Origin of the sequence: Microbispora catharanthi (assembly GCF_006334915.2) — a bacterium.
In the GTDB taxonomy this organism is placed as follows: domain Bacteria; phylum Actinomycetota; class Actinomycetes; order Streptosporangiales; family Streptosporangiaceae; genus Microbispora; species Microbispora catharanthi.
Genome location: NZ_VDMA02000012.1, coordinates 246,836 through 270,960, shown reverse-complemented (window position 1 = coordinate 270,960; position 24,125 = coordinate 246,836). Strand labels below are relative to the sequence as shown.

Sequence of the window (24,125 nt, the reverse complement as noted above, 5' to 3'; positions counted from 1 at the left end):
TGTTGACGGTGTTCTTGAGTTCGAGGATCTCGCCGCGGGCGTCGACGGTGATCTTCTGGGAGAGGTCGCCCTTGGCGACTGCGGTGGTGACCTCGGCGATGGAGCGGACCTGGCTGGTGAGGTTGCCCGCCATCGCGTTCACCGAGTCGGTCAGGTCCTTCCAGGTGCCCGACACCCCCGGCACCTCGGCCTGGCCGCCGAGCTGGCCCTCGGTGCCCACCTCCCGCGCCACGCGCGTCACCTCGGAGGTGAACAGGGAGAGCTGGTCGACCATCCCGTTGAAGACCGTCGCGATCTCCGTCAGCAGGCCGTCGCCGTCCTCGGGGAGCCGGGTGCCGAAGTCGCCGTCCCGTACGGCGGTGAGGCCGGCCAGGAGCTGCCGCAGATCCAGTTCGGGGTCACCGCCGGCGGCGCGTGCTGATCGCGCACGCTTCGCGGTGCCTGCCCTCTCGACCATGTCCACCCTCGCGATCACCGTCATGAACAGGAGAAAGAAAGCATATAAAGCACTGCCGAACGCATCGGCCCCTGTGGCCGCGGCCGCGGACTCATCCGGTGGAGTCGCGGCCGGCGTCGAACACCTTCTCGTAGTGCTCGCGCGCCTGCTCGACCACGGAGTCGTCGAGCCACGCGACCGGCTCGACCTGGTCGATGAGCGGCTCGTGGTCGGGGCCGCGGGCCACCACGCGACCGGCCAGCACCCACGCGTGCCGCTCCTCGTCCTTCTCGGCCAGGTGCGTGTACTTGCAGATCTGACGGGCCAGCCAGTCGCGCAGCGGGAGGGTCCACCAGCGCTCGGCGTCGAGCACGGTCACCGACAGGCCGGGCAGTTCCAGACGGCTCTCGTAGTCGACGCTCGGCTTGCCGGCGTCGGCGTCGGGGCCCTTGGAATAGCGCAGGTACAGCCCGGGCCGGTGCTCGACGAGCTCGGTCAGCTCGTCCAGGCTCTTGATCGTCGGTATTCCGCTCACCTCGCCCCTCCACGCTCACGCCCGTCGCGTCTCTTCCGGACGGTCACGCAGGGTGCGGAGCACGAACGCGCCGATACCGGACAACGGCTGCACCGGAAGCGGGCGGCCCGAAAACGGTCCGTCCGCGGTGCCGTCCTCCCCTCCCCGTCCGCCAACAGGGCAAACCCCCGTCCGGTGAAGGCGGGAGGGGACATCACGCACCGTGACGGCCGCACGGATACCCAAGCCGCGCTGCTAATGCGCATTATTACCGCTATTACACCGTTGACGGAGGACGGGCGAGCCCGCAGACGTACAGGTAGCTCGACGACTGCCCGCACGACCCCTTGGGATAGGCCTGCGCCGGCCCGGCGGCTCCGACGCCCTGGCTCAGATCTGGGGCTTGTTCGCCTGGTAGAGCCACGCGTCGAAGAGGGGGCGGAGGTTCTGCCCGCTGAGCTTCTCGGCGAGGGAGACGAAGTCGGCCGTGGTCGCCGTGCCGTGCCTGTTCTCCTGCGCCCAGGTCTTGAGCAGGGAGAAGAACACCTTGTCCCCGATCTTCGTGCGGAGGGCGTGGACGGTCATCGCGCCCCGCAGGTACACCGCGTGCTCGTCGAACATGTGGGCCCGGCCGGGATCGCCGGTCTTCAGGTTCCAGAAGTGGCCGTTCTTCCGGTAGTGCCGGTCGAAGATCTCCTTGGCGGACGGCCCGCCGTGCTGCTCCTGGTAGAGCCATTCCGCGTACGTCGCGAAGCCCTCGTTGAGCCAGATGTCGCGCCAGCTCCGCACACCGACGCTGTCGCCGAACCACTGGTGCGCCAGCTCGTGCACGATCTCCAGGTCGTCGGTCGGACCGCCGCTGTAGACGGGCCTGCCCTGCGTCTCCAGCGCGGTCACGGAGCCGTTGCCGTCCGCGATGCCGCCCGTGGAGGAGAACGGATAGGGGCCGAAGAGCCCGGTCTCCCACGCGACCGCCTTCGCCGTGAACTCGTGCAGGTGCTCGGACTTCTTCGCCAGCGACGGGTCGTAGGCGGTCACGTTCGGCATGCCGTCGACGGTGCCCTCGTCGACTGTGAAGCGGCCGATCGCGACGGTGGCGAGATAGGGCGCCATCGGCTGCCTCATCTCCCACCGCACCGTGCGGTAGCCGTCGTCGTCCGCGTCGTCCGCACCCGTACGCTCACCGTTGGCCAGCACGGTGAGGTCCTCCGGTGCGGACACCCTGAAGGAGAAGGTGGCCTTGTCCGCCGGGCTGTCGTTGGCCGGGAACCAGCTGCGCGCACCGTCCGGCTGGGACGCGACGAACGCGCCGTCCTTGGTCTTGATCCACCCCTGGTGACCGGTCGCGTCCGAGACCGCCTTCGGCGTCCCGGCATAGGAGACCGCGACCGTGAATGTGCTCCCCGATTTCAGCCCCTTCGCAGGGGTGATCACCAATTCCTGGCCCTCGCGGCGGTGATCGGCCTGGGCGCCGTCCACCGTCACGCTGCTGATCGGCGGCCCGGAGAAGTCGAGGTTGAACCGGGACAGGTTCTGGGCGGCGGTCGCGGTGATCGTCGTGGTGGCGTCCACCTCGTGGTCGTCGGGGTCGAACCGCAGGCGCAGGTCGTAGTGTCCGACGTCGTAGCCACCGTTGCCCTGCAGGGGATAGTAGGGGTCGCCCATCCCCGCCGACCCAGGGAGGAAGGTGACCGGCTCCGCGGCGGCCGGAGCGGCCGAGGACGCCATTACGGTGAGGCTCGCGGCGAGGGCGGCTAATTTACGCACCATCCCCCCATAATGGGGATTTTTGGCTAAAAGCGGTAATTCGTCACATTAGTTCCTTTTGTGGCATATTTCCGCATGGTCGCCCTGGCCACGCCGGCCACACCGCTCACCCTGCCATCGCCGCGTCCACAAGATCGAGGCCCAGATCCTGTGCCTGCCGGACCGGCAGACCGGCGTCGCTGAACCAGTCGTCGGTGGCCTCCGGGTGCGGGCCGACCACGGCGACCCGGCCCGCGCCGTACGGTGTGACGAGGGCGGCGACGGCGCCGTTGGGGTAGGTGGCGAGGACGGTGGCCTCGTTGCCGGGTTCGAGCAGGAAGCAGGGGCCGTCCTGGAAGAACACGCTCCTGTTCCGGCCGCGCCACCGCACGTCGACGAGCGTGTCCTCCTCGCCCTCCACGGTCGCGCCCGGTGTGACGATGTACTGGTCGGTGTCGCCTGGCAGCAGGGCGAATCCCGGGGTGGCTCCGGCGAGGTAGCCGCCGAGACAGAAGCCGAGATAGCGGCCGCCCCTGGCGACGAAGTCGCGGAGCGGGCCGCGAAGCCGCCTGAGGTGCCGATAGCCGCGCGCCAGGTCACCGCCGCCGGGCTGGGCGTACACGGCGGCCCCGGCCAGCGCCTCCGCCGTGAGCGGGATCTCCTCGTGCGGGCCGGTGTAGCGGACGTCGAAGCCCCAGCGGCTGGCCTCCAGCAACCCGGCGACCGCCTCGGAGCAGCCGGGGATCGAGGCCGGGCCCCGGTAGACGAGCGCGAGCGGCCGTCCGGTGCGCGGCGGAGGGGCCTTCTCGGGGCGGAAGACGCGGCGGAGGGCCCTGCGTATGCCAATGGATCTCATGGTGTTCCTCGCACATCTCTCAGGCGGGGGCGGTCTGCGCCGGGATGCCTCGCCAGCTTGTGCCCGGCGTGAGCTGCTCACCCTTCATCAGCAGCGACAGAGCGCCGAGCGACACGTCCTCGCCCACCACGGAGTCGTAGAGCACCACGGCGCGGGGGCCGATGCTCGCGCCGGACCGCACGGTCACGGTGGACATCTTCATGACCCGGTCCTCGAAAAGGTGCGTCTGCAGTGACACCCCCGATCCGATCGCGACGTCGTCACCGATCTCCACCAGGTCGAACTCGGTCAGGTAGGTGGTCGCTATACAGGTGCGCCTGCCGATGCGGGCCCCGAACCACCGCAGGACGGGTGGGAGGAACGGGGTGCCGGCCAGAAGAGCGACCCCGGCCGGAACCGCGGCGGCCTCGTACAGCCCGGTGACGAACTCGGTGCGCCGGACGAACCGGCTCCACAACGGCTCCACTCTCGCCCGGTAGACGCCGATGAGGCGCCGCTTGAAGCCGACGCAGCAGCCGATCAACGCCAGCCCCGCCGAGCAGGCGACGAGCGGCGCGGCGGCCGCGACCGCGGGCAGGGGCAGGACGCGGGCGAGTGCGTGCACGCCCAGCAGGTGAAGGTAGAAGCCCGCGCCGAACAGCATCGCCGGGAGGGTGGCGCGGAAGAACTCGACGCCCAGGCGGTGCAGCACCAGCCGGCGAGGCGGTCGGAACGTCTGGTCCTCGGAGAACGAGCCGCTGTCCTGCCGTACGGGCAGGTGTATCGCGGGAGAGCCCAGCCACGAGGTGCCCTCGGGCACGCCGTCGCGCGGAGGGACCGTGCTGACGCCCACCAGGGAGCCCGATCCCATCCGCGTCCCCGCAGGGATGACCGCGGCGTTGCCGACGAACGCCCGCCTGCCCACCTCAGTTGGCAGGAAGGCGACACGGCCGCGGGCGAAGCCGGCGGCCCCCACACTCGCCATGTCCGCGACGAAGCTCTCCTCGCTCAGCGTGAGGAGGTCGGGGTCGAGTTGCGCGGCCGTGGACACCTCGGCGCGACGGCCGACCCGCGCGCCGAGCAGCCGCAGCCATGGCGAGGTGTACAGCGTGCCGTAGAGGGAGTTGGTCGACCTCAGGCTGAACTCCAGGAGCTTGTCCACGGCCCACTTGCGTACGCCGAGCCAGGAACGCGCCGGGTGGACGCCGACCGGTGCCTTCGGCAGGATGAGGCGTTTGCCGACGGCCACCGCCGCGCAGACGACGACCACGTACAGCGGGCCCGCCAGCAGGACGGCGACCGGGCCGGCCGCGAGGCCCCAGGTGGCCACGGCCGCCCAGACCACCAGGACGCTCGGCACGATCGAGGCCAGCATGACCGCCTCGAGGCAGCCGAGGACGACCACGGCCGCGGCCACATGACGCGCCTTCCATCCGCCGGGTGCGGGGGCGCGCAGCATCGTCTCCACCGCCGGCCCGACGGACTCCACGGGGCTCGGCGGCGACCCGGCCCACCGCGCTCCGTCCGGCACCGTCTCGCCCTGCGTCAGGGCCGACTGGTCGCCGAGCCCGGCATGGGCGCCGACCCGTGCGCCCGGTCCGAGTACGACCCCGTTGCCGAGGAACGCGTGCGGCCCTACCTCCACGGGGGCGACGACCACCCAGCCGTCCACCACCAGCCAGGCGTGCAGGGAGGCCCGGTAGCCGACCGAGGCGCCCGCACCGATCCGCAGCATGGTCGGGAGGTTGACGTCGCCCGTCACGACGGCGGCGCCGGGACCGACCCGCGCGCCGAGCAGCCGCAGGTAGGCCCCCATCATGGGGGAGCCGCTCAGCAGCGGCAGCGGGGAGACCGACAGCAGCAGTTGCAGCGCCCACAGCCGCAGGTAGGTGGCCCCCCACAGCGGATATCGGCCGGGCCGGACGCCGGCCGCCAGCGGCCGCGCGAGCAGCACCGGCAGCAGCCAGTGCACCCAGAGGTACGCGGTCATGGCGGCCAGCGCCAGTGAGGCGAGCAGGGCGCCGCCGTCTCCGGGCAGGAGCAGCCAGCCCTCGTCCCTCCTCGGGACATGGGGGATCGCGTCCGCGCGGGGGTTGGTCCACGCGTGCAACGTGACGGAGACCGGCAGTGTGATCACGAGCAGCAGCAGGTAGATGACCGCGCTCTGCACGGCCCCGGCCAGCGCGATCCGGCGGCCGCCGTGCCGAAGGGGGGCCGCACGGGCGTCCCGCGGCGGGACGCCCGTACGACCGCCGAGATGGGCGGCGAGGCGGCGTACCGTGGGGTTGGCGTAGAGGTCGCGCACCGCGAGGCCCGCACCGATCTCGCCGGCGCGCAGAAGCGACACCACGCGGGCCGCCAGCAGGGAGTGACCGCCGAGGTCGGTGAAGAAGTCCGCCTCGACCGACAGCGACTCGGGGTCGACGCCGAACGCCTCCGCCCACACCTCGCGCAGGCGTGTTTCCAGGTCGCTCTCGGCGGGCGTCACCGGCCCGGAGGCCACCAGGCGACGGCCGGTCGGCGGGGGCAGCCTCCTGCGGTCCACCTTGCCGCTCGGCATGGCCGGCAGCGCCGCCACGACGTCCAGGAACGAGGGCAGCATGTACGACGGCAGTCTGCGGCGCAGCCGGTCGTGGAGCCGCCCGACGAGCGCCCTGCCGGAGTCCCGGCCGTTCCCGTTCCCCTTCGCGGGCACGACATAGGCGGCGAGTTCGTCGCCGGAGGCGCCCGTGCCGGGCACGGGCATCAGGGCGGCCACGGCCTCGGCGACGCCGGCGTCCTCCAGCAGCACGTTCTCGATCTCGCCCAGGTCCACCCGGTGTCCCCGGATCTTCACCTCGGAGTCGGCACGGCCCAGGTACTCGATCTCCCCGGTCGCGGTCACGCGGCCGAGGTCCCCGGTGCGGTACAACCTGCCGCCGGGGGACGCCAGCGGGTGCTCGATGAACCGGTCGGCGGTCAGGTCGGGACGGCCGATGTAGCCGCGGGCGACGCCGGGCCCGCCGATGCAGATCTCGCCGACCTCGCCGTCCGGCACCGGGTCGCGCCGCTCGTCGAGCAGCACCACGGAGTAGGTCGGCAACGGCCGGCCGATGGTGACGCGCCGCCCCGGCAGCAGTTCGGCGCAGGTCGCGGTGACGGTCGCCTCGGTCGGCCCGTACGTGTTGAGGATCCGCCGGCCCGGCCGGCTCCACCGCTCCACCAGACGGGGCGGGCAGGGCTCGCCCCCGACGATGAGGGTGCGCAGGGACGGCAGCTCACGCGGGATCGTGGCGAGCAGCGTCGGCACGCAGTAGAGCATCGTGATCCTGCTGCGGTCCAGGAAGTCCGCAAGTTCCGCGCCGAACTGCGGTAAGCCCGCCGGGCCCGCGACGAGGGCGGCGCCGGCCGACCACGTCGGCCAGATCTCCTCGACGGAGAAGTCGAAGGAGATCGTCATCCCCTGGTAGACCCGGTCGTGCGGCCGCACGCCGTACAGGCCCGGCACGACGTCGAGGAAGTTGCAGATGCTCGACTGCGCCACCTCGACGCCCTTCGGCCGGCCGCTGGACCCGGAGGTGTACATGACGTACGCGACCGGATCGTCGTCGTCCGCTGCGCCGTCGAGCGGGCGGGTGACCGGCGCGGCGGCGACGAGGCCGGCGGAGGCGTCGAGGTCGAGCACGCGGTGACCCAGCGCGACGACGGCGAACGATCGATCCGACGTGGTGAGCACGAGGTCGGCGCCGGCGTCGTCGAGGATGTAGCCGACCCGGTCCGGCGGCGACTGCGGGTCGATCGGCACGAACGCCGCGCCCGCCTTGCCCACCGCGAGCAGCGCCACGTAGGTGTGCACCGACCTCGGCAGCAGGATCGCGATACGGGCCCCGCGTCCGATCCCCAGGTCGCGCAGCAGGTGGGCGAGCCGGTTCGCCCGGGCGTCCAGCGCGGCGTACGTGAGCCTCAGCTGTCCGCACTCCAGCGCCGTCGCCCGCGGCGTCAGGTCGCACCGTGCTTCGAAGACGTGGTGCAGCCGCCTGCGTGATCCCCCGTGCGAGATCCGCGAGCCGCCCTCGGCCCGCGCTGTTCGCGATGCGTGACTAGGCATGATCACCCTTAGGCCGATCGTCGTCGCCCTAGGTGTGCCCCTCCCTGTCGCTACGCTCCCGTAGCGAATCCCCAAACAGCGCAAAAGTTGGGCTCTGTCCGGCCCGCCGAACTCCGGCGTACGGCGACGCCGGGCGCCGTGGTATCAGGGGCGCTGCTCGCGTTCGGCGAGGAGGCGGGCGGTCTCGTCGGAGACCTCGCTCGCGAGGACCGCCGAGACCACGTCGATCAGATGGCTGGTGAACAGGCGGTCGTCCCGGGCCGGCGGGCCGCTCGCCCGGCGGGCCAGCTCGACGTACGTCATGCGGATCGCCATGAAGCGCTGGTGCAGGCGTACGGCGGCCTCGGGAAGCAGGGGGGCGACCAGTTCACGCCAGCGGTCGATGCTGCCGCCGCCGTCCTCGGGGAGGCTGGGCGGCACGCGGTGGACCAGTTGCTCCATGACGCGCAGGTAGTCCCGCCCGCCGTCGGGGTCGGCCAGCTTGGCGGCGGCCGGGCGGACGAGCGCGGCGGCGAGCGAACGCAGGGCGTCGGCCTGAGGCAGCGGGCCGCGTGCCTCGTACTCGTCCAGAAGCTGGTGGCGTCGTGCCTCGATCTCCGGGCGGTGCTTGGCGAGCACCGCCTTCAGCAGCCCGGCGCGGTCGCCGAAGTGGTACTGCAGCGCGGTGGAGTTGCGCTGCCCGGCGGCGGTGTTGATCTCGCGCAGCGACACCGCGTCGATGCCGCGCTCGGCGAACAGGCGTTCCGCGGCGTCCACGAGCCTCCGAACCGTGGTCTCCGCCGCCATCGTGCCTCCCTTGTCGCTCGTACGGCCAAAGGATACGGTATTTCAGGCGATCGTCTTATTTGACGTGTCAGTCGCATTATCGTGCCCGAGGGAGGGCCATGGCCATCGACTTCACGCTCGCTCCCGAGCACGAGGAGATACGCGCGCGGGTGCGGACGTTCGTCCAGGAGACGGTGATCCCGGCGGTGAAGCCGTTCGAGGACTCCGAGGAGAAGGTCCTCACCCGCGAGGAGTACCTGCGCACGATCTTCGACCTGCGCCGCAGGGCCAGGCAGGAGGGGCTCTGGCTGCCGCACATGCCCAAGGAATGGGGCGGCATGGGCCTCGGTCACGTCGAGCTGGCCATGGTGCAGGCCGAGGCGGCCAAGACCAGGCTCGGCCCGTGGGTGCTCAACTGCGCGGCCCCCGACGAGGGCAACATGCACACGCTGCTGCACTGGGGCACCGACGAGCAGAAGGAGCGCTACCTGCGGCCGCTGCTCGACGGCGTGAAGATGTCGTGCTTCGCGATGACCGAGCCCGAGGTGGCCGGCTCCGACCCGACCCTCATCCGTACGAGCGCCGTGAAGGACGGCGACGAGTGGGTGATCAACGGGCACAAGTGGTTCATCTCCAATGCCCGCAGGGCGAGCTTCGCCATCCTGATCGCCAAGACCGAGTTCGACCTGCCGGAGGGCGCACGGGGCGCCAACACGGCCTTCCTCGTGGACCTGCCCGCCGACGGCTGGAACGACGTACGCGAGATCGAGACCATGCACGGCTCTACCGGCCACAGCGAGATCGTCATCACCGACCTGCGCCTGCCGGACTCCGCCGTGCTCGGCGGGCGGGGCAACGGCCACCGGCTGGGCCAGTACCGCCTCGGTCCGGCCCGGCTGGCGCACTGCATGCGGTGGATATCGCAGGCGGAGACGGCCTTGGACATGATGGTGGGCAGGGCGCTGGACAGGTTCAGCCACGGATCGCTGCTCGCCGACAAGCAGGGCGTGCAGTGGATGATCGCCGACTCGGCCATGGAGCTCTACCAGTGCAAGCTCATGGTCCTGCACGCCGCCTCGAAGATCGACAAGGGTGAGGACTTCCGCACCGAGGTCTCGATGGCCAAGCACTTCGTGGCGAACAGCCTGAACCGGATCGTCGACCGGGCCATCCAGGTCCACGGGGCGCTCGGCTACTCGACCGACACTCCGCTGGCGCACATGTTCCAGCACGCGCGATGGGCGCGGTTCGCGGACGGCGCCGACGAGATCCACCAGATGCGCATCGCCGAGCGCACCATCGAGGCGTACCGGGCCACCGGCTCGACCAGGGCCGCAACGGGAGGACTGCCGCTGTGAACACCGACGACATCTCCGGCAAGGTCGCGCTCGTCACCGGGGGCGCGGGCGGCATCGGCGCGGGCGTCGCCCGCCGCCTGGCCGCGTACGGCGCGCATGTCGTGCTGGCCGACGTCGACGCCGAGGCCGGTGCGCGCACCGCCGAGGAGATCGGCGCCGCGTTCGTGCGGACCGACGTGTCGCGGCTGGAGGACAACCAGGCCGCGGTCGCGCTCGCGGTCGAGCGGCACGGGCGGCTCGACCTCGCCTTCCTCAACGCGGGCGTCGCCTCGGGGTTCGGGCTCGGCGAGGACTTCGACCTCGCCCGCTACCGACGCGTGATGGGGGTCAACCTCGACGGCGTCGTCTTCGGCGTGCACGCCGCGCTGCCTGCGATGCGGGCCGGGGGCGTGATCGTGGCCACCGCGAGCATGGCGGGGATCGTGGGCATCCCCTCCGATCCCGTCTACGCGGCCAACAAGCACGCGGTCGTCGGGCTCGTCCGCTCGCTCGGCCCGCAACTGGAGCCCCTCGGCGTCCGGGTGCAGGGGCTGTGCCCGTCGTTCGCGGACACGGCGATCCTCGACGCCGAGGCCAAGGCGCTGCTGGACGAGCTGAAGTTCCCGATCCTCGACGTCGAGACGGTCGTCGACGCGTTCTTCTCGCTGCTGGCGAGCGAGGGCACGGGCGAGTGCTGGTTCGTGGTGCCGGGCCGCGAGAGCCAGCCCTTCGCCTTCCGCCGCGCCCCCGGCCCTCGCTGATCGCCGTCCCTGGTCAGGAGCCGGAACCCGGCTGGGGACCGCGGTGCTGCTCCCGCCCAGTGGACGTGGTGTCGTGTATCGCTGATAACGCATGGATGGTTCCAGCGTTATCAACGCTGATACGATGTCATTGCTTTCACTGGAAACGGAGCGCTGAGGAGCATCGCATGTCCGACCGACTGCGGATCGTCGCGCACCGACTACCCCTTCACCTACGGGTTCCGCCCCGGTGGCTTCCCCTTCGTGGACACCAGCGCCGGCGTCGCCCGTTCCTTCCTGGAGGACGCCCCCTTCACCGACGAGCAGAAGGCCGACATCGCCCACCGCAACTGGGAACGCCTCACGTCCCGCGCCGCAAACCCCCACCTGGCGCGCGGGGCCCGTTGATCGGTTCCCGATAATGTGTTCGGCAGGAGCCGCCGGGGCGACGGCCGGGTGGAAGCGGAGCGAGAGCGAGCGCGATGAGCTGGGCGGACTTCCAGTACGAGATCTATCTCAGCGGCATGACCGGGGCCGTGCCCCGGCTGCCGACCGACCTGACCCGGCTGGAGGAGATGGCCGAGAGGCGGCTCGGGCCGGGTCCGGTCGGCTACGTCGCCGGCAGCGCGGGCAGCGGGCGCACCGAGCGCGCCAACCGCGAGGCGCTCGACCGCTGGCGGATCGTGCCGAGGATGCTGCGCGACGTGCGTGAACGCGACCTGTCGGTGACCGTGCTGGGCAGGCGGCTGCCCGCGCCGCTGGCACTGGCGCCGATCGGCGTGCTCTCGATCATGCATCCGGAGGCCGAGCGGGCCGCCGCCCGCGCGGCCGCCGCGACGGGCGTGCCCTTCATCCTGTCGTCGGCCTCCAGCACGCCGATGGAGGACGTCGCGGCGGCCATGGGGGACGGCGAGCGGTGGTTCCAGCTCTACTGGGGCAAGGACCGCGAGGTCACCCTCAGCTTCCTCGCCCGGGCCAAGGCGGCGGGGTTCACAATGCTCGTCGTCACCCTCGACACGCCGCTGCTGGCCTGGCGGCCCCGCGACCTCGACCAGGCCTACCTGCCGTTCCTGCGGGGCGTCGGCACCGCCAACTACTTCACCGACCCGGCGTTCCAGGCCGGGCTCGCCCGGCCCGTGCACGAGGACCCGAACGCCGCCGTACTGCACTTCGTGGGGATGTTCGGCGACCCGGGCAAGACGTGGCCGGACCTCGCGCTGCTGCGCGAGCACTGGGACGGCCCGATCGTGCTGAAGGGCGTCCTGCACCCCGACGACGCCCGCCTGGCCGCCGACGCCGGAATGGACGGCGTCGTCGTCTCCAACCACGGCGGACGCCAGGTCAACGGCTCGATCGGGGCGGCCGACGCCCTGCCGGCCGTCGCCGACGCCGTGGCCGACCGGCTCACCGTGCTGTTCGACGGCGGCATCCGCACCGGGGACGACGTCGTCAAGGCGCTCGCGCTCGGCGCCAGGACCGTGCTGCTCGGCCGTCCGTACGCGTACGGGCTGGGCCTGGACGGTCAGGCGGGGGTGGAGCACGTGATCCGCTGCGTGCTGGCGGAGACCGATCTCACCCTGGCCCTTTCCGGCTGCGCCGGGGTCGCCGCGCTCACCCCGGACCTGCTCACACGGATCTGACCCGGCCCTCGCGTGGTAATCCCACCTCGGCCGCGGCGGTCTGGCTCATGAGCAACGCAGTGTGGGGCCGCCGCGCCCGGCCCCCGGCCCCTCGATCAGGTGGCCGAACCGAGGTCCTCGGCCAGGGCCTCCTCCTCCAGTTCCTCCCGCCGCGCGGCGGCCGGGTCGGCGGCGGCCGCCTCGGCCGCCTGGGCGCGCTCGGCCTCGCCGAGCTGCCGGTGCGCGGTGGTGAGGACGACCGCGCCGAGGAGCACGGCCGCGGCCCCCATGTAGAACGGCGCGTGCCGGCTGTCGAAGTGCTCGGCGAGCTTGCCCGCGACGAAGGGCGCGAGACCGCCGCCGATGAAGCGGATGAAACCGTACGACGCGGAGGCGATGGGCCGCTCCACGGGCGAGATGGTCATGACCGCCTGGGTCGTGACCGTGTTGTTGACGCCGATGAAGACGCCGGCCACGATCACGCCGCAGATCACGGCGACCCGGTTGTCGGTGAACAGCGCGATCACCAGGATGTCGAGGCTGAACAGCACGAGGTTGGCGTACAGCGTGCGGGCGATGCCGAAGCGGGCCTGCAGCCGCGGGGCGCCGAAGACCGAGAAGATCGCGACGAGGATTCCCCAGCCGGTGAAGACGAGGCCGAGCTGGTGCTCGTCGAGCTCCATCGGGTAGGGCGCGTAGCCCAGCACGGTGAAGAAGCCCCAGTTGTAGCAGAGCGCGGTCAGGCCCAGGATGAGCAGGCCGCGGTGACGCAGGGCCTTGATCGGCGCCGCGATGCCGGTCTTCGTCGCCGGCGTGGGCGTGGGCCGCACCAGGGTGACGGTGGCGATCAGCGCGATCGCCATCAGGACCGCGACGCCGTAGAACGGGCCGCGCCAGCTGATGCCGCCGAGCACGCCGCCCAGCAGGGGGCCGACCGCGATGCCGACGCCGAGCGCGGTCTCGTACAGGATGATCGCTCCGGCGAAGCCGCCGCTGCTCGACGCGACGATGACCGCGAGCGAGGTGGCGATGAACAGGGCGTTGCCGAGGCCCCAGCCGGCGCGGAAGCCGACGATGCCGCCGATGCTGCCGGACGTCCCTGCGAGGGCGGCGAACACCACGATCAGGGCGAGGCCCACGATGAGGGTGCGCTTGGCGCCGATCCGGCTGGAGACCCACCCGGTGACCAGCATCGCCACGGCGGTGACGACCAGGTAGCTCGTGAACAGCAGCGACACCTGGCTGGGCGTGGCGTGCAGCTTCGTGCTGAGGGCGGGCAGGATCGGGTCCACCAGCCCGATCCCCATGAACGAGATCACGCAGGCGAAGGCGACGGCCCACACCGCCTTCGGCTGCTTGAAGGGGTTGGAGACAGGGGCATGAGCAGAGCTCACCGGACCTCCTGGGAAGAAGCGAGGGGGAGCGCCCTGATCCCTACTCGTCCGCCGTGCCCTGGAGCAGGCGCCGGAGCAGGGGGAGGAACTCGCCGGCGACCCGCGTCAGCTCACGCAGCTCGCCGGGGGACAGCGTGCCGAGCATCTCGGTGAGCCGCTCTCTGCGCCGTCGGCGCCGCTCGGCCAGCAGCGCCCGGCCGGCGTCGGTGACGCTGACCCGCACCGCGCGGCCGTCGAGGTCGTCGACCGCCCGGCATACCAGGCCTTCGCGCTCCAGGCGCTGCACGAGCTGGGTCATCGACGGCTGGGTGACGGCCTGCCGCGCGGCCAGGACGCTCAGCCGCTCCGGGCCGTTGCGGTCCAGGTACGACAGGGTCGTCGCGGCCGTGAGGCTGAGGTCGCTCTGCGCGGACAGCCGCCGTACGGCGAGCACCGCGAGGTCGTCCAGGACGGCCGCGACCGCCTGGGACTCCTCGGGGGGATCGGCACTCGGGGTGACGGACACAGGTGTTCCTCCGGACGGGAACCGAATTTACATAGGAATCCTATACAACCCTGCGGAGTGCACCACATCGCCCCCTCGCCGAGGGCTCGGCGGGCCGCTGCGAGCGGTGAGGAGTGCGTTACGGCGGATGAACGTGCTCGTGACGACGCGGAAACGACGGCCCCGTAAATAACTGTCAATCGACAGAAATCCCCCCAGCGCCCGGAGCCCCGATGGCCGTCACCGTCCCTTCCTCGCCTCCCACCGACGAGAGCGCCCTGCAGACGTTCGGCTACCGCCAGGAGCTGCACCGCAGCATGGGCAGGTACGCCTCCTTCGCCGCCGGCTTCTCCTTCATCTCCGTACTGACCACGGTCTTCCAGTTCTTCGCCTTCGGGTACGCCTTCGGCGGTCCGGCCTTCTTCTGGACCTGGCCCGTCGTGCTGGCCGGACAGATCCTGGTCGCCCTGTGTTTCGCCGAGCTGGCCGCCCGCTATCCGATCTCCGGCTCCATCTACCAGTGGTCCACCCGGCTCAGCACGGCGACGTTCGGCTGGTTCGCCGGGTGGATCATGATTCTCGGGCAGATCGTCGTGATCGCCGCCGCGGCGCTCGCCCTGCAGGTGGTGCTGCCCGCGATCTGGCCGGGCTTCCAGCTCGTCGGCGGCGACCCCGCGCCCACCACCGCGACGGGCGCGGCCAACGCCGCGATTCTCGGCCTGGTCCTGCTCGCGCTCACCACCACCGTGAACGTCGTCGACAACCGCGTTCTCGCCCGGATCAACAGCATCGGCGTCACCGCCGAGATCGTCGGCGCGATTCTCATCGTCGTGCTGCTGCTCACCCACGCCGAGCACGGTCCCGGCGTGACGTTCAGCACCGGCGGGCAGGGCGGGGCCATCGGCGCGCTGCTGGTCGGCTCGTTCACCGCCGCGTATGTCCTCATCGGGTTCGACAGCGCGGGCGAACTGAGCGAGGAGACCCGCAGCCCCCGGCGGGTCGCCCCGCGCACCATCCTGACCGCGCTCACGGCGGCCGGGGTGCTCGGGGGACTCATCCTGTTCGCGGGTCTGCTCGCCGCTCCCAGCCTGACCGACGGGAGGCTGGCCGCCGAGGGCCTGTCCTACGTGCTCACCAGCAGCCTGGGCGACTGGGTGGGCAAGCTGCTGCTGGCCGACGTGGTGCTGGCGATCACCGTGGCGACCATGGCGATCCAGACGGCCGCCACCAGGATGTTGTTCTCCATGGCGCGCGACGGGGCGATGCCCTTGTCGGGCGCGCTGTCCAGAGTCTCGCGCCGCACCGGGATGCCGACCGGGCCGGCGCTGGTCACCGGAGTGGCCGCGGCGGCCATCCTGCTGCTCAACTTCGCCTCTCCCGAGGCGTTCCTGGCCATCGGCACCACCTGCATCGTGCTGCTCTATCTGGCGTACGCGATGGTGACGGGCCCTCTGCTGCTCCAGCGCCTGCGCGGCGGCTGGCGGGGCGGGGCGCCGGGCGGGTTCGCCGAGGACGGCAGCCGGCTGTTCAGCATGGGCCGCTGGGGCCTGCCGGTCAACGCGCTGGCCTTCTGTTACGGCCTGGCGATGATGGTCAACCTGGCCTGGCCGAGGGCCGAGGTGTACGCCCCGATCACCGGCCACTGGTTCTTCCAGTGGTTCACCCTGCTCTTCCTGGTGGCGGTCGTCGCTCTGGGCGCGCTCTACCGGCGGCTACGCCGGCCCGCGGCCCGTCTTGCGCAGGTCGGGCAGATCCCGGTCGGGAACGCCGGCCAGGCGTAGCGCCGCGTCGGCGGTGGCGGCCGCCAGCGTCTCCAGGGCGTCGGCGGCCATCTCGCCCGGGGCGTCCCTGCGGATCAGGATGACGCCCTCGATCAGCGCGAACAGCAGATCGGTGCGCAGCGCCCGGTCGGCGGGCGTCAGCGCCGCGCCGGAGGTGGTGGCCGCCAGCAGCCGCGCGTAGGTGTCCTTGAGCTCGCCGCGCATGCGCCGGAAGGCGGCGAACCGCTCGGTGCGCACCTCGGGCAGGAGGTAGAGCGCGCCAAGGTTGTGCGGGCCCGAGCAGAGCAGCCTGGCGTCGCAGTGGCACAGCTCCCACAGCCGCTCTTCCGGCGTACCGCCGGTCAGGGCGCGGGCGGTCTCCAGCGAGGGCCGCACCGTGCTCTCCAGCAGTTCGGCGAGGATGTCCTCCTTGCCGTCGAAATAGTGGTAGATCGACGCCTGCCTGATCCCGGCCCGTTCGGCCATCGCCCTCGTCGAGGTCGCCGCGTAGCCGTGCGTCGTGAACAGCTCCGCCGCCGCCGCCAGGATCTCCTCCCGCGGGCTCAGCTCGGTTCGCGGCCGGGCGACGGCTCGCGGCCTGCCGACCCTTCGCGCGCTGGAGCCGGGCGCGCTGGAGCCGGGCGCGGTGGAACGGGCACTCACCGCACGATCCTCGCACACCTCCAACCGGCCGCCGCGGCTGTGCGCTTCCGGTAACGGGCGGGAAACCCAGGGGCGCAGGAGAGGAAACACACGCCGCCTAATTTCTGTCGTGCGACAGAAATTCACCCCCCAGAGGAGAACGCGTCATGGCGACCAGCACGACCTACGGCGCGCGCGAGCACGCCCGAGCACAGGAAGGCACCACAAGCGACACCATGCCGGTGCTCCCGGCCTCGGACTGGCCCACCCCGCCCGACGGCGTCGACCCCGCCCACCTCGTGTGGGCCGAAACCGTCGCCGGGGGCGGCTACACCCACAAGGTGCTGGCCCGGGGCACCGAGCTGCGCCTCACCGACCTGGCCGGCGACGCCTGCGCGCACCTGCTGCTCTTCGTCGAGGGCCGCCCCTGGGAACGGCTCAACGTCGCCGACACCGTCAAGGTGCTGTGGAACGCCTACCTCGGCGAAGGCCACCTGCTGCTGTCGGACCAGGGCCGCGTGCTGGCCTCCGTGGTCGCCGACACCTCCGGTCGCCACGACACCATGTGCGGGGTCTCCACCCTTCGGCGCAACACCGAACGCTACGGCGACGGCTCCCCGCACGGCCCCGCCCCCGCCGGGCGCGAGCTGTTCAAGCTGGCCGCCGCCAAGCACGGACTCCAGCCCCGGGACCTGCCCCCGTCGATCTCCTTCTTCCAGGGGGTCAGGGTCGGCCCCGACGGCGGCCTGACCTTCACCGGCTCAGCCGGGCCCGGGGCGTCCGTCACCCTGCGCGCCGAGATGCCGCTGACCGTGCTCATCGCCAACACCGCCCACCCCGTCGACCCCCGCCCCGCCTACACCTGCACCCCGCTGGAAGTCCTGGCCTGGCGCGCCCGGCCCACCGGCCCCGGCGACCCCCTGTGGCAGGCCGGCCCCGAAGGCCGCCGCGCCTTCCTCAACACCGCCGAGGTGACCCGATGACCGTGCCCGACGTCCCCACGCTCGACGTGCCCGTGGTTGATGTGCCCGTGGTTGATGCGCCCGTGCTCGAGGTGACCGTGCCCGCCCGTGCCCCCTGGTCGGCGATCATCCGGGCCGGGCAGGAGCTGACCATCACCGACCTCGGCGGCAACCAGGCCGTCGACTGCCTGCTGTACGACGCGCACGACACCGCCGTCCGCTACAGCGCCCCCGACACCATCCACGCCCAGGGCGGCATCTTCCTCACCACCGGCAGCGTGCTGCTGTCCAACGAGCACACCCCGCTGATGACCGTCGTCGGCGACACCTGCGGCCGCCATGACACCGTCGGCGGCGCCTGCTCCAAGGAGTCCAACACGCTGCGCTACGGACACCACACCTACTCCCAGCACGCCTGCGTCGAGAACTTCCTCATCGAGGGCAGCCGCCACGGGCTCGGCAAACGCGACCTGGTCAGCAACATCAACTGGTTCATGAACGTCCCGGTCGAACCCGACGGCACGCTCGGCATCGTGGACGGCATCTCCGCTCCCGGCCTCGCCGTCACGCTGCGGGCCGAGACCGATGTGCTGGTCCTGATCTCCAACTGCCCGCAGATCAACAACCCGTGCAACGGCTTCGACCCCACGCCCGTGCGGATGACGGTCCGATGAACACCCTCCTCATCGCCAACCGGGGCGAGATCGCCGTCCGCGTCATCGCCACCGCCCGCCGCCTGGGCCTGCGCACGGTCGCCGTCTACTCCGACGCCGACCGGGGCGCCGCCCACGTCCGCCTGGCCGACCACGCCGTACGGCTCGGCCCCGCCCCCGCCCGGGAGAGCTACCTGGACGCCGGCCGGGTGCTCCGCGCCGCCCTGGACAGCGGCGCGGACGCCATCCACCCCGGCTACGGCTTCCTGTCCGAAGACGCCGCCTTCGCGCGCCGGGTCGAAGCCGCCGGGCTGGCCTTCGTCGGTCCCACTCCCGAGCAGCTCGACCTGTTCGGCACCAAGCACACCGCCCGCGCCGCCGCCGAGCGGGCCGGCGTGCCCCTGCTCCCCGGCACCGGCCTGCTGCCCGACCTGGACGCGGCCCTGAGCGCCGCGCGGGAGATCGGCTACCCGGTCATGCTCAAGGCCACGGGCGGGGGCGGCGGCATCGGCATGCGCGCCTGCCGCGACGCCGGCGAGCTGGCCGAGGCGTGGCACAGCGTGCAGCGCACGGCCGCCGCGAGCTTCGCCTCGGCCGGGCTGTTCCTGGAACGCCTGGTCGAGGGCGGCCGGCATGTCGAGGTCCAGGTCTTCGGCGACGGCCTGGGCGGCGTCGTCACGTTCGGCGACCGCGACTGCTCGCTGCAGCGGCGTCACCAGAAGGTGCTGGAGGAGGCCCCCGCCCCCGGCCTGCCGCCGCTGGTGCGGGCCAGGCTGGCCGAGAGCGCGGCGGGCCTGTGCGCGTCGGTGCGCTACCGGTCGGCGGGGACCGTCGAGTTCATCTACGATCCGGTGCGCGCCGAGCCGTACTTCCTCGAGGTGAACACCCGGCTGCAGGTGGAGCACCCGGTCACCGAGGCGATCTACGGCGTCGACCTGGTCGAGTGGATGCTGCGCCTGGCCCAGGGCGACGCGAGCCACGTGCACGCCGCGCTGCGGACCCCGCCCGCGGCGGTCGGTCACGCCGTGGAGGCCCGGGTCTACGCCGAGGACCCGAGCCGCGACCACCGGCCCAGCGCGGGCCTGCTCACCCGCGTCGCGTTCCCCGAGGGCGTGCGGGTGGACGGCTGGGTGGAGACGGGCACCCAGGTGAGCAGCGCCTACGACCCGCTGCTCGCCAAGGTCGTCGCGCACGGCGCCGACCGGGAACAGGCCCTGGACCGGCTGGCCGCGGCGCTGGCCGAGACCAGGATCGACGGTGTCGAGACCAACCTCGGGCTGCTGCGCGCCGCCGTAGACGATCCTTCCGTGCGGGCGGCCACGCACGGCACCGCCACCCTGGCCGGGCTCGCCGACGGCTCCCGCCGGATCGAGGTGGTGCGGCCCGGCACCCTCACCACCGTCCAGGACTGGCCGGGACGGACCGGCTACTGGCAGGTGGGCGTGCCGCCGTCGGGACCGATGGACGACCGCTCCTTCAGGCACGGCAACGCCGCCCTGGGCAACGACCCCGGCGCACCCGGACTGGAGTGCACGTTGCGCGGCCCGGCGCTGCGCTTCAGCCACACCACCACCGTCTGCGTCACCGGCGCGCCCGCACCCGTCACGGTGGACGGCGCGCCCGTCCCCCAGTGGGAGCCGGTCACCGTGCCCGCCGGCGGGGTGCTGGACATCGGCGCCGCCGAAGGGCCGGGACTGCGCGTCTACCTGCTGATGGCGGGCGGGTTCGACGTTCCCGCCTACCTGGGCAGCGCCGCGACGTTCACGCTCGGCGGGTTCGGCGGCCACGGCGGCCGGGCCCTGCGCGCCGGAGACGTCCTGCACGGATCCCTCAAGCGCCTGAGGCACGAGGGACGCCTCGTCCCCGGCAGCGCCGAAACAGGGGAGCGGCCCGAGTTCGGGCACGCCTGGCGGATCGGCGTGGTCGAGGGCCCGCACGCCAACCCCGAGTTCTTCACCGACGACGACATCCGCGACTTCTACGCCGCCCAGTGGAAGGTCCACCACAACTCCGCCCGCACCGGCGTCCGCCTGATCGGCCCCAAACCGCGCTGGGCCCGCCTCGACGGCGGCGAGGCGGGACTGCACCCCTCCAACATCCACGACACGCCCTACTCGGTGGGCGCCGTGGACTACACCGGTGACATGCCGGTCGTGCTCGGCCCCGACGGCCCGTCGCTCGGCGGGTTCGTCTGCCCGGCCACCGTCGTCAGCTCCGAACGCTGGAAACTCGGCCAGCTGCGGCCAGGAGACACCGTCACCTTCGTCCCCGTGCCCCCCGCGATCGGCGTTCCCGGCGACGGCGGCGTGCTTCACCGCCTTCCCGAGACCGGCGAGCGGCCCTGTGTCACCTACCGGCGCAGCGGGGACGACAACATCCTTGTCGAGTACGGGCCGATGGAGCTCGACCTGGGCCTGCGCATGCGCGTGCACGCCCTGGCGGAGGCGCTCGCCGCCCGAGACCTGCCCGGCGTCGTCGACCTCACCCCCGGCATCCGCTCGCTTCAGATCCATCTCGACCCGGCGGCGCTCTCTCAGCGCGATCTGCTGGCCGAACTGCTCCGCATCGAGGCCGGTCTGCCGCCCACAGGGGAGCTGGAGGTGCCCAGCCGCGTCGTCCACCTGCCCCTGTCCTGGGACGACCCCGCCACCCGGGAGGCCATCGCCCGCTACATGGCGGGAGTGCGCGACGACGCGCCCTGGTGCCCGTCGAACATCGAGTTCATCCGCCGGGTGAACGGCCTGGAGGACGTGGCCGAGGTCCACCGCATCGTCTTCGACGCCGAATACCTCGTCCTCGGGCTCGGCGACGTCTATCTCGGCGCTCCCGTGGCCACCCCGCTCGACCCCCGGCACCGTTTGGTCACCACCAAGTACAACCCCGCCCGCACCTGGACCGCCGAGAACTCCGTCGGCATCGGCGGCGCCTATCTGTGCGTCTACGGGATGGAAGGTCCGGGCGGCTACCAGTTCGTGGGCCGTACGACGCAGGTGTGGTCGAGCTGGCAGCAACGCGGCGCGTTCCAGCCCGGGTCCCCCTGGCTGCTGCGCTTCTTCGACCGCATCCGCTGGTATCCGGTGACGGCGGAAGAGCTGCTGGAACTACGCGCCGACCTGGCGGCGGGGCGCCTCGAACCCAAGATCGAAGAAGGGGTGTTCCGGCTCGCCGACTACCACCGCTTCCTGGCCGAGCACGCCGACTCCATCGCGGCCTTCCGCGAACGGCAGGCCGCCGCCTTCGCCGCCGAGCGGGCGGCCTGGCAGGCGTCGGGCGAGTTCGACCGGGTGGAGCAGCCCAAAGGCCAGGCCGAGACCGAGCTGGAGCTCCCCCCGGGTTGCCAGGTGGTGGAAGCGGAGCTCACCGCGAGCGTCTGGCAGATCAGCGTCACGCCCGGCCGGCGGATCGCCGCCGGGCAGCCGCTGATCGTGCTGGAGGCGATGAAGATGGAGTCCGCCGTCCTGGCCCCCGCCGACGGCGTGGTCGAACGGGTCCTGGTCGGCCCCGGTGACCAGGTGGAGGCCGGCGTCCCGCTGGTGGTGCTGAGGAGTGATCGTGGCTGAGACGGCACTGGAACGAGTCCGCAGGGCCTACACCCGGATCGCCAAGACGGACCGTCCGGAGATCTGGATCGACCTGCGGCCGCGGGCCGAGGTGGAGGCCGAGGCCGCCGCCGTGGACGTCCGGGTGGCGGGCGGCGAGCACCTTCCCCTCGCGGGCCGCCTGCTGGCCGTGAAAGGCAACATCGACGTGGCCGGGCTGCCGACCACCGCCGGCTGCCCCTCCTACGCCTACCGTCCGGACGCCGACGCCCCCGCCGTGGCTCGGCTCCGCGGGGCCGGTGCGATCGTGCTCGGCACCACAAATCTCGATCAGTTCGCCACAGGGCTGGTCGGCACCCGCAGCCCCTACGGCGCGGTGCGCGCCGCCACCGACCCGGACCGGATCTCCGGAGGATCCAGCTCGGGCTCGGCGGTCGCCGTCGCGCTCGGCCTGGCCGACCTCGCGCTCGGCACCGACACCGCGGGCTCGGGCCGGGTCCCCGCCGCCTTCAACGGCATCGTGGGGATCAAGCCCACCCGCGGCCTGATCCCTGCCGAAGGCGTGGTCCCGGCCTGCCGGAGCCTGGACTGCGTCAGCGTCTTCGCCCGCACGCTCCCCGAGGCCCAGCAGGCCCTGGCCCTCATGACCGCCCCTTCCGCACCTCCCGCATCCCGCCCGGCCCGCCGCCCCGGACCCTGGCGGCTGGCCGTGCCCGCCACCGCCGGCCTCGGCACGCTGGCCCCGGGCTGGGCCGAGGCGTTCGAGACCACGGCCGGCAGGCTGGCCTCGGCAGGCGTCGAGATCCACCCGATCGACCCCGCCCCCTTCCTGGAGGCCGCCGCGCTTCTCTACCAGGGGGCCTTCGTCGCCGAGCGTTACACCGCCGTCGGCGCGTTCGTCGACAAAGGCGGCCCGGACCTGGATCCCACTGTCGCCTCCATCATCACCGCGGCCCGCGACCTGCCCGCCCACCGCCTGTTCGCCGACCGGGAACGGCTCGCGGCACTGCGCGAGCGGGCCTTGTCCCTGCTCGGCGACCGCGACGCCCTGCTCCTGCCGGTCACTCCCCGCCATCCCACCCTGGCGCAGGTCGCGGCCGACCCCGTCGGCGTCAACAGCGACCTCGGCCGCTTCACCAACTTCGTCAACCTCTTCGACATGTGCGCGCTCGCCGTACCCGCCGGACAGGTGGACGGGCTTCCGTACGGGGTCATGCTGGTCGGCCGGGCCCACGCCGACGACGACCTGGCCGCCATCGCCCGGCTGCTTCAGCCGGCCGTCCGCCTGACCGTGGTCGGCGCGCACCTGTCAGGACAACCGCTCAACCACGAGCTCACCACGCGCGGCGCCCGCCTGGTGGCCACCACCACGACCGCCGCGCGCTACCGGCTGCACGCCCTGACCACCGACCCGCCCAAACCCGGGCTCGTCCGAGTCGCCGGGAACGGCGCGGCCATCGAGTGCGAGGTGTGGGAACTTCCCGCCGAAGGGCTGGCCGACCTGCTCACGGCTCTTCCCCGCCCGATGACGCTGGGCCAGGTCGAACTGGCCGACGGCACGAACGTGCCCGGCTTCCTCTGCGCTCCGGAAGGGCTGCGGGGCGCGGCCGACATCACCGCGCACGGGGGGTGGCGCGCCTACGTCCGAACCGTGGCGGTCCATCTCTGACCCGCTGGGCCGGCGGTCGGCTCGTCCTCTACGGCAGGTGAGGAGGGCTCAGGGCTGGATGTTCTCCAGGTCCTCGAGGAGGCTGGGGTGCGTGGGCTGCCACCCGAGGACCTCGCGGGTATGGGCGCTGGAGGCCGGCTGGTCCATGGCGAAGATCGGGCCGAACGGGCCGAAGTTCTCCTGCGGCACCGGCTCGACCGGCAGGCCGAGTCGCCGGCCGATGACGGTCGCGATGTCTCGTACGGCGTCGCCCTCATCGGCCACGGCGTGCCAGACCGTCCCGGCGGGTGCCGACTCGAGAGCCAGCCGGAACAGGACCGCCGCGTCGAGCGCGTGCACGGCCGGCCAGCGCTGGGCGCCGTCGCCGGGGTAGCCGGACACGCCGGTGCGGCGCGCCTGATCCGTCAGCAGGCCGGCGAATCCGCCCTTGCCCTCGTTGTGAACCGTGCGCGGCATGCGGACAGCCGTGCTGCGCACACCACGCGACGCCAGATCCAGCAGCGCATTGACCGAACGGCCGCGACCGCCCACCGGTCCCTCGGTCGCCGCGGGGTCGGTCTCGGTGGAGAGGCGGCCCGGCACCCAGGGCGTGCCCGAGACCGTGACGATCGGACGAGCACTGCCGAGCAGCTCCTCGCCCAGAGCGGCGAGAGCGGCGCTCTCCTCGGCGATCGACTGCGCGACGGCCTCGTCAGTGCTGTAGTCGCCGCCGAACGCCAGGCTGATCACGCCGTCGGACTGCGCGGCGCCGGCCCGCAGGACGTCGAGGTCGGCCAGCTGTCCGCGTAGCACCTGGGCACCGGCGTCTGCGAGGGCTTGCGCGGACTTGTCCGAGCGGGCCAGCGCGAGAACGGTGTGACCGTTGGCGAGCAGTTCGGCAACGACGGCGGAGCCGATGGTGCCGGTGCCGCCGGTGACGAAAACGTGCATGACACTCTCCCCA

General features: G+C 72.3%; 19 protein-coding genes. 9 read left to right on the top strand and 10 right to left on the bottom strand.

Annotated elements, in window-relative coordinates; translation table 11 throughout:
• From FH610_RS23390 to FH610_RS23365, 6 genes are all read right to left on the bottom strand, one after another.
• The coding region (locus tag FH610_RS23390) for a HAMP domain-containing protein (protein ID WP_240809139.1) at nucleotides 1-481 on the bottom strand (481 nt) is incomplete at its 3' end.
• A 67-nt stretch (nucleotides 482-548) separates the two neighbouring features.
• Nucleotides 549-971 carry a DUF6098 family protein gene (locus FH610_RS23385; protein WP_139576765.1) on the bottom strand — a complete coding sequence of 141 codons (423 nt, stop codon included), beginning with the start codon at nucleotides 969-971 and terminating at the stop codon, nucleotides 549-551.
• A gap of 369 nt (nucleotides 972-1,340) precedes the next feature.
• The gene (locus FH610_RS23380; RefSeq protein WP_139576764.1) at nucleotides 1,341-2,720 is read right to left on the bottom strand and encodes a M1 family metallopeptidase; all 1,380 of its coding nucleotides are present in this window, start codon (nucleotides 2,718-2,720) and stop codon (nucleotides 1,341-1,343) included.
• Nucleotides 2,721-2,823: 103 nt separating this feature from the next.
• On the bottom strand, nucleotides 2,824-3,552 hold the full coding sequence (locus tag FH610_RS23375) for a BPL-N domain-containing protein (protein ID WP_139576763.1): 729 nt from the start codon (nucleotides 3,550-3,552) through the stop codon (nucleotides 2,824-2,826).
• A gap of 19 nt (nucleotides 3,553-3,571) precedes the next feature.
• Nucleotides 3,572-7,618 carry a Pls/PosA family non-ribosomal peptide synthetase gene (locus FH610_RS23370; RefSeq protein ID WP_139576762.1) on the bottom strand — a complete coding sequence of 1,349 codons (4,047 nt, stop codon included), beginning with the start codon at nucleotides 7,616-7,618 and terminating at the stop codon, nucleotides 3,572-3,574.
• A gap of 144 nt (nucleotides 7,619-7,762) precedes the next feature.
• Nucleotides 7,763-8,404, bottom strand: coding sequence for a helix-turn-helix domain-containing protein (locus FH610_RS23365; protein WP_139576761.1), 642 nt, complete (start codon nucleotides 8,402-8,404; stop codon nucleotides 7,763-7,765).
• A 98-nt stretch (nucleotides 8,405-8,502) separates the two neighbouring features.
• Here FH610_RS23365 and FH610_RS23360 point away from each other — a divergent pair, with 98 nt between their 5' ends.
• The 4 genes from FH610_RS23360 to FH610_RS23345 all read left to right on the top strand — a co-directional run bounded on the left by FH610_RS23360 (nucleotide 8,503) and on the right by FH610_RS23345 (nucleotide 12,100).
• Entirely contained in the window at nucleotides 8,503-9,741 is a 1,239-nt protein-coding gene (locus FH610_RS23360; protein ID WP_139576760.1) for an acyl-CoA dehydrogenase family protein, read from the top strand.
• Entirely contained in the window at nucleotides 9,738-10,481 is a 744-nt protein-coding gene (locus FH610_RS23355; RefSeq protein ID WP_167538761.1) for an SDR family NAD(P)-dependent oxidoreductase, read from the top strand. Before FH610_RS23360 ends, FH610_RS23355 begins: the two co-directional genes overlap by 4 nt.
• A 243-nt stretch (nucleotides 10,482-10,724) precedes the next feature.
• Nucleotides 10,725-10,868 (top strand): hypothetical protein, encoded by a 144-nt coding sequence (locus FH610_RS23350; protein WP_205825986.1) that lies wholly within the window; start codon nucleotides 10,725-10,727, stop codon nucleotides 10,866-10,868.
• A gap of 74 nt (nucleotides 10,869-10,942) precedes the next feature.
• Nucleotides 10,943-12,100: a lactate 2-monooxygenase gene (locus FH610_RS23345; RefSeq protein ID WP_139576758.1), complete on the top strand. Its 1,158-nt coding sequence runs from the start codon at nucleotides 10,943-10,945 to the stop codon at nucleotides 12,098-12,100.
• 95 nt (nucleotides 12,101-12,195) lie between these two features.
• Here FH610_RS23345 and FH610_RS23340 read toward each other — a convergent pair whose 3' ends face one another.
• Together FH610_RS23340 and FH610_RS23335 are read right to left on the bottom strand one after the other, a co-directional pair.
• Entirely contained in the window at nucleotides 12,196-13,473 is a 1,278-nt protein-coding gene (locus FH610_RS23340) for an MFS transporter (protein ID WP_139576757.1), read from the bottom strand.
• A 40-nt stretch (nucleotides 13,474-13,513) separates the two neighbouring features.
• Nucleotides 13,514-13,978, bottom strand: a complete 465-nt coding sequence (locus tag FH610_RS23335; RefSeq protein ID WP_205825985.1) for a MarR family winged helix-turn-helix transcriptional regulator — start codon at nucleotides 13,976-13,978, stop codon at nucleotides 13,514-13,516.
• Nucleotides 13,979-14,190: 212 nt separating this feature from the next.
• Between FH610_RS23335 and FH610_RS23330 the strand changes: the two genes are divergently transcribed.
• The gene (locus tag FH610_RS23330) at nucleotides 14,191-15,738 is read left to right on the top strand and encodes an amino acid permease (protein WP_139576756.1); all 1,548 of its coding nucleotides are present in this window, start codon (nucleotides 14,191-14,193) and stop codon (nucleotides 15,736-15,738) included.
• Here FH610_RS23330 and FH610_RS45275 read toward each other — a convergent pair.
• Entirely contained in the window at nucleotides 15,670-16,380 is a 711-nt protein-coding gene (locus FH610_RS45275) for a TetR/AcrR family transcriptional regulator (protein WP_139576755.1), read from the bottom strand. The genes FH610_RS23330 and FH610_RS45275 overlap by 69 nt on opposite strands.
• Nucleotides 16,381-16,526: 146 nt before the next feature.
• On the opposite strand from FH610_RS45275, the gene FH610_RS23320 reads away from it, so the two are divergent.
• Genes FH610_RS23320 through atzF form a run of 4 tightly spaced genes read left to right on the top strand, consistent with a single transcriptional unit; the run spans nucleotide 16,527 to nucleotide 23,182 of the window.
• Nucleotides 16,527-17,342, top strand: coding sequence for an urea amidolyase associated protein UAAP1 (locus tag FH610_RS23320; protein WP_139576754.1), 816 nt, complete (start codon nucleotides 16,527-16,529; stop codon nucleotides 17,340-17,342).
• Complete coding sequence (locus tag FH610_RS23315; protein ID WP_139576753.1) at nucleotides 17,339-17,995, top strand: urea amidolyase associated protein UAAP2; 657 nt, start codon at nucleotides 17,339-17,341, stop codon at nucleotides 17,993-17,995. The genes FH610_RS23320 and FH610_RS23315 overlap by 4 nt, the downstream gene beginning before the upstream one ends.
• A complete protein-coding gene (locus FH610_RS23310) occupies nucleotides 17,992-21,534 on the top strand; it encodes a 5-oxoprolinase/urea amidolyase family protein (protein WP_139576752.1) in 3,543 nt (1,180 codons plus the stop codon). Before FH610_RS23315 ends, FH610_RS23310 begins: the two co-directional genes overlap by 4 nt.
• The gene (gene atzF, locus FH610_RS23305; protein WP_139576751.1) at nucleotides 21,527-23,182 is read left to right on the top strand and encodes an allophanate hydrolase; all 1,656 of its coding nucleotides are present in this window, start codon (nucleotides 21,527-21,529) and stop codon (nucleotides 23,180-23,182) included. The genes FH610_RS23310 and atzF overlap by 8 nt, the downstream gene beginning before the upstream one ends.
• Nucleotides 23,183-23,230: 48 nt before the next feature.
• Here the strand turns inward: atzF and FH610_RS23300 are convergent, their stop codons facing one another.
• Nucleotides 23,231-24,112, bottom strand: a complete 882-nt coding sequence (locus tag FH610_RS23300; protein WP_139576750.1) for an SDR family oxidoreductase — start codon at nucleotides 24,110-24,112, stop codon at nucleotides 23,231-23,233.
• Nucleotides 24,113-24,125 lie beyond the last annotated feature (13 nt).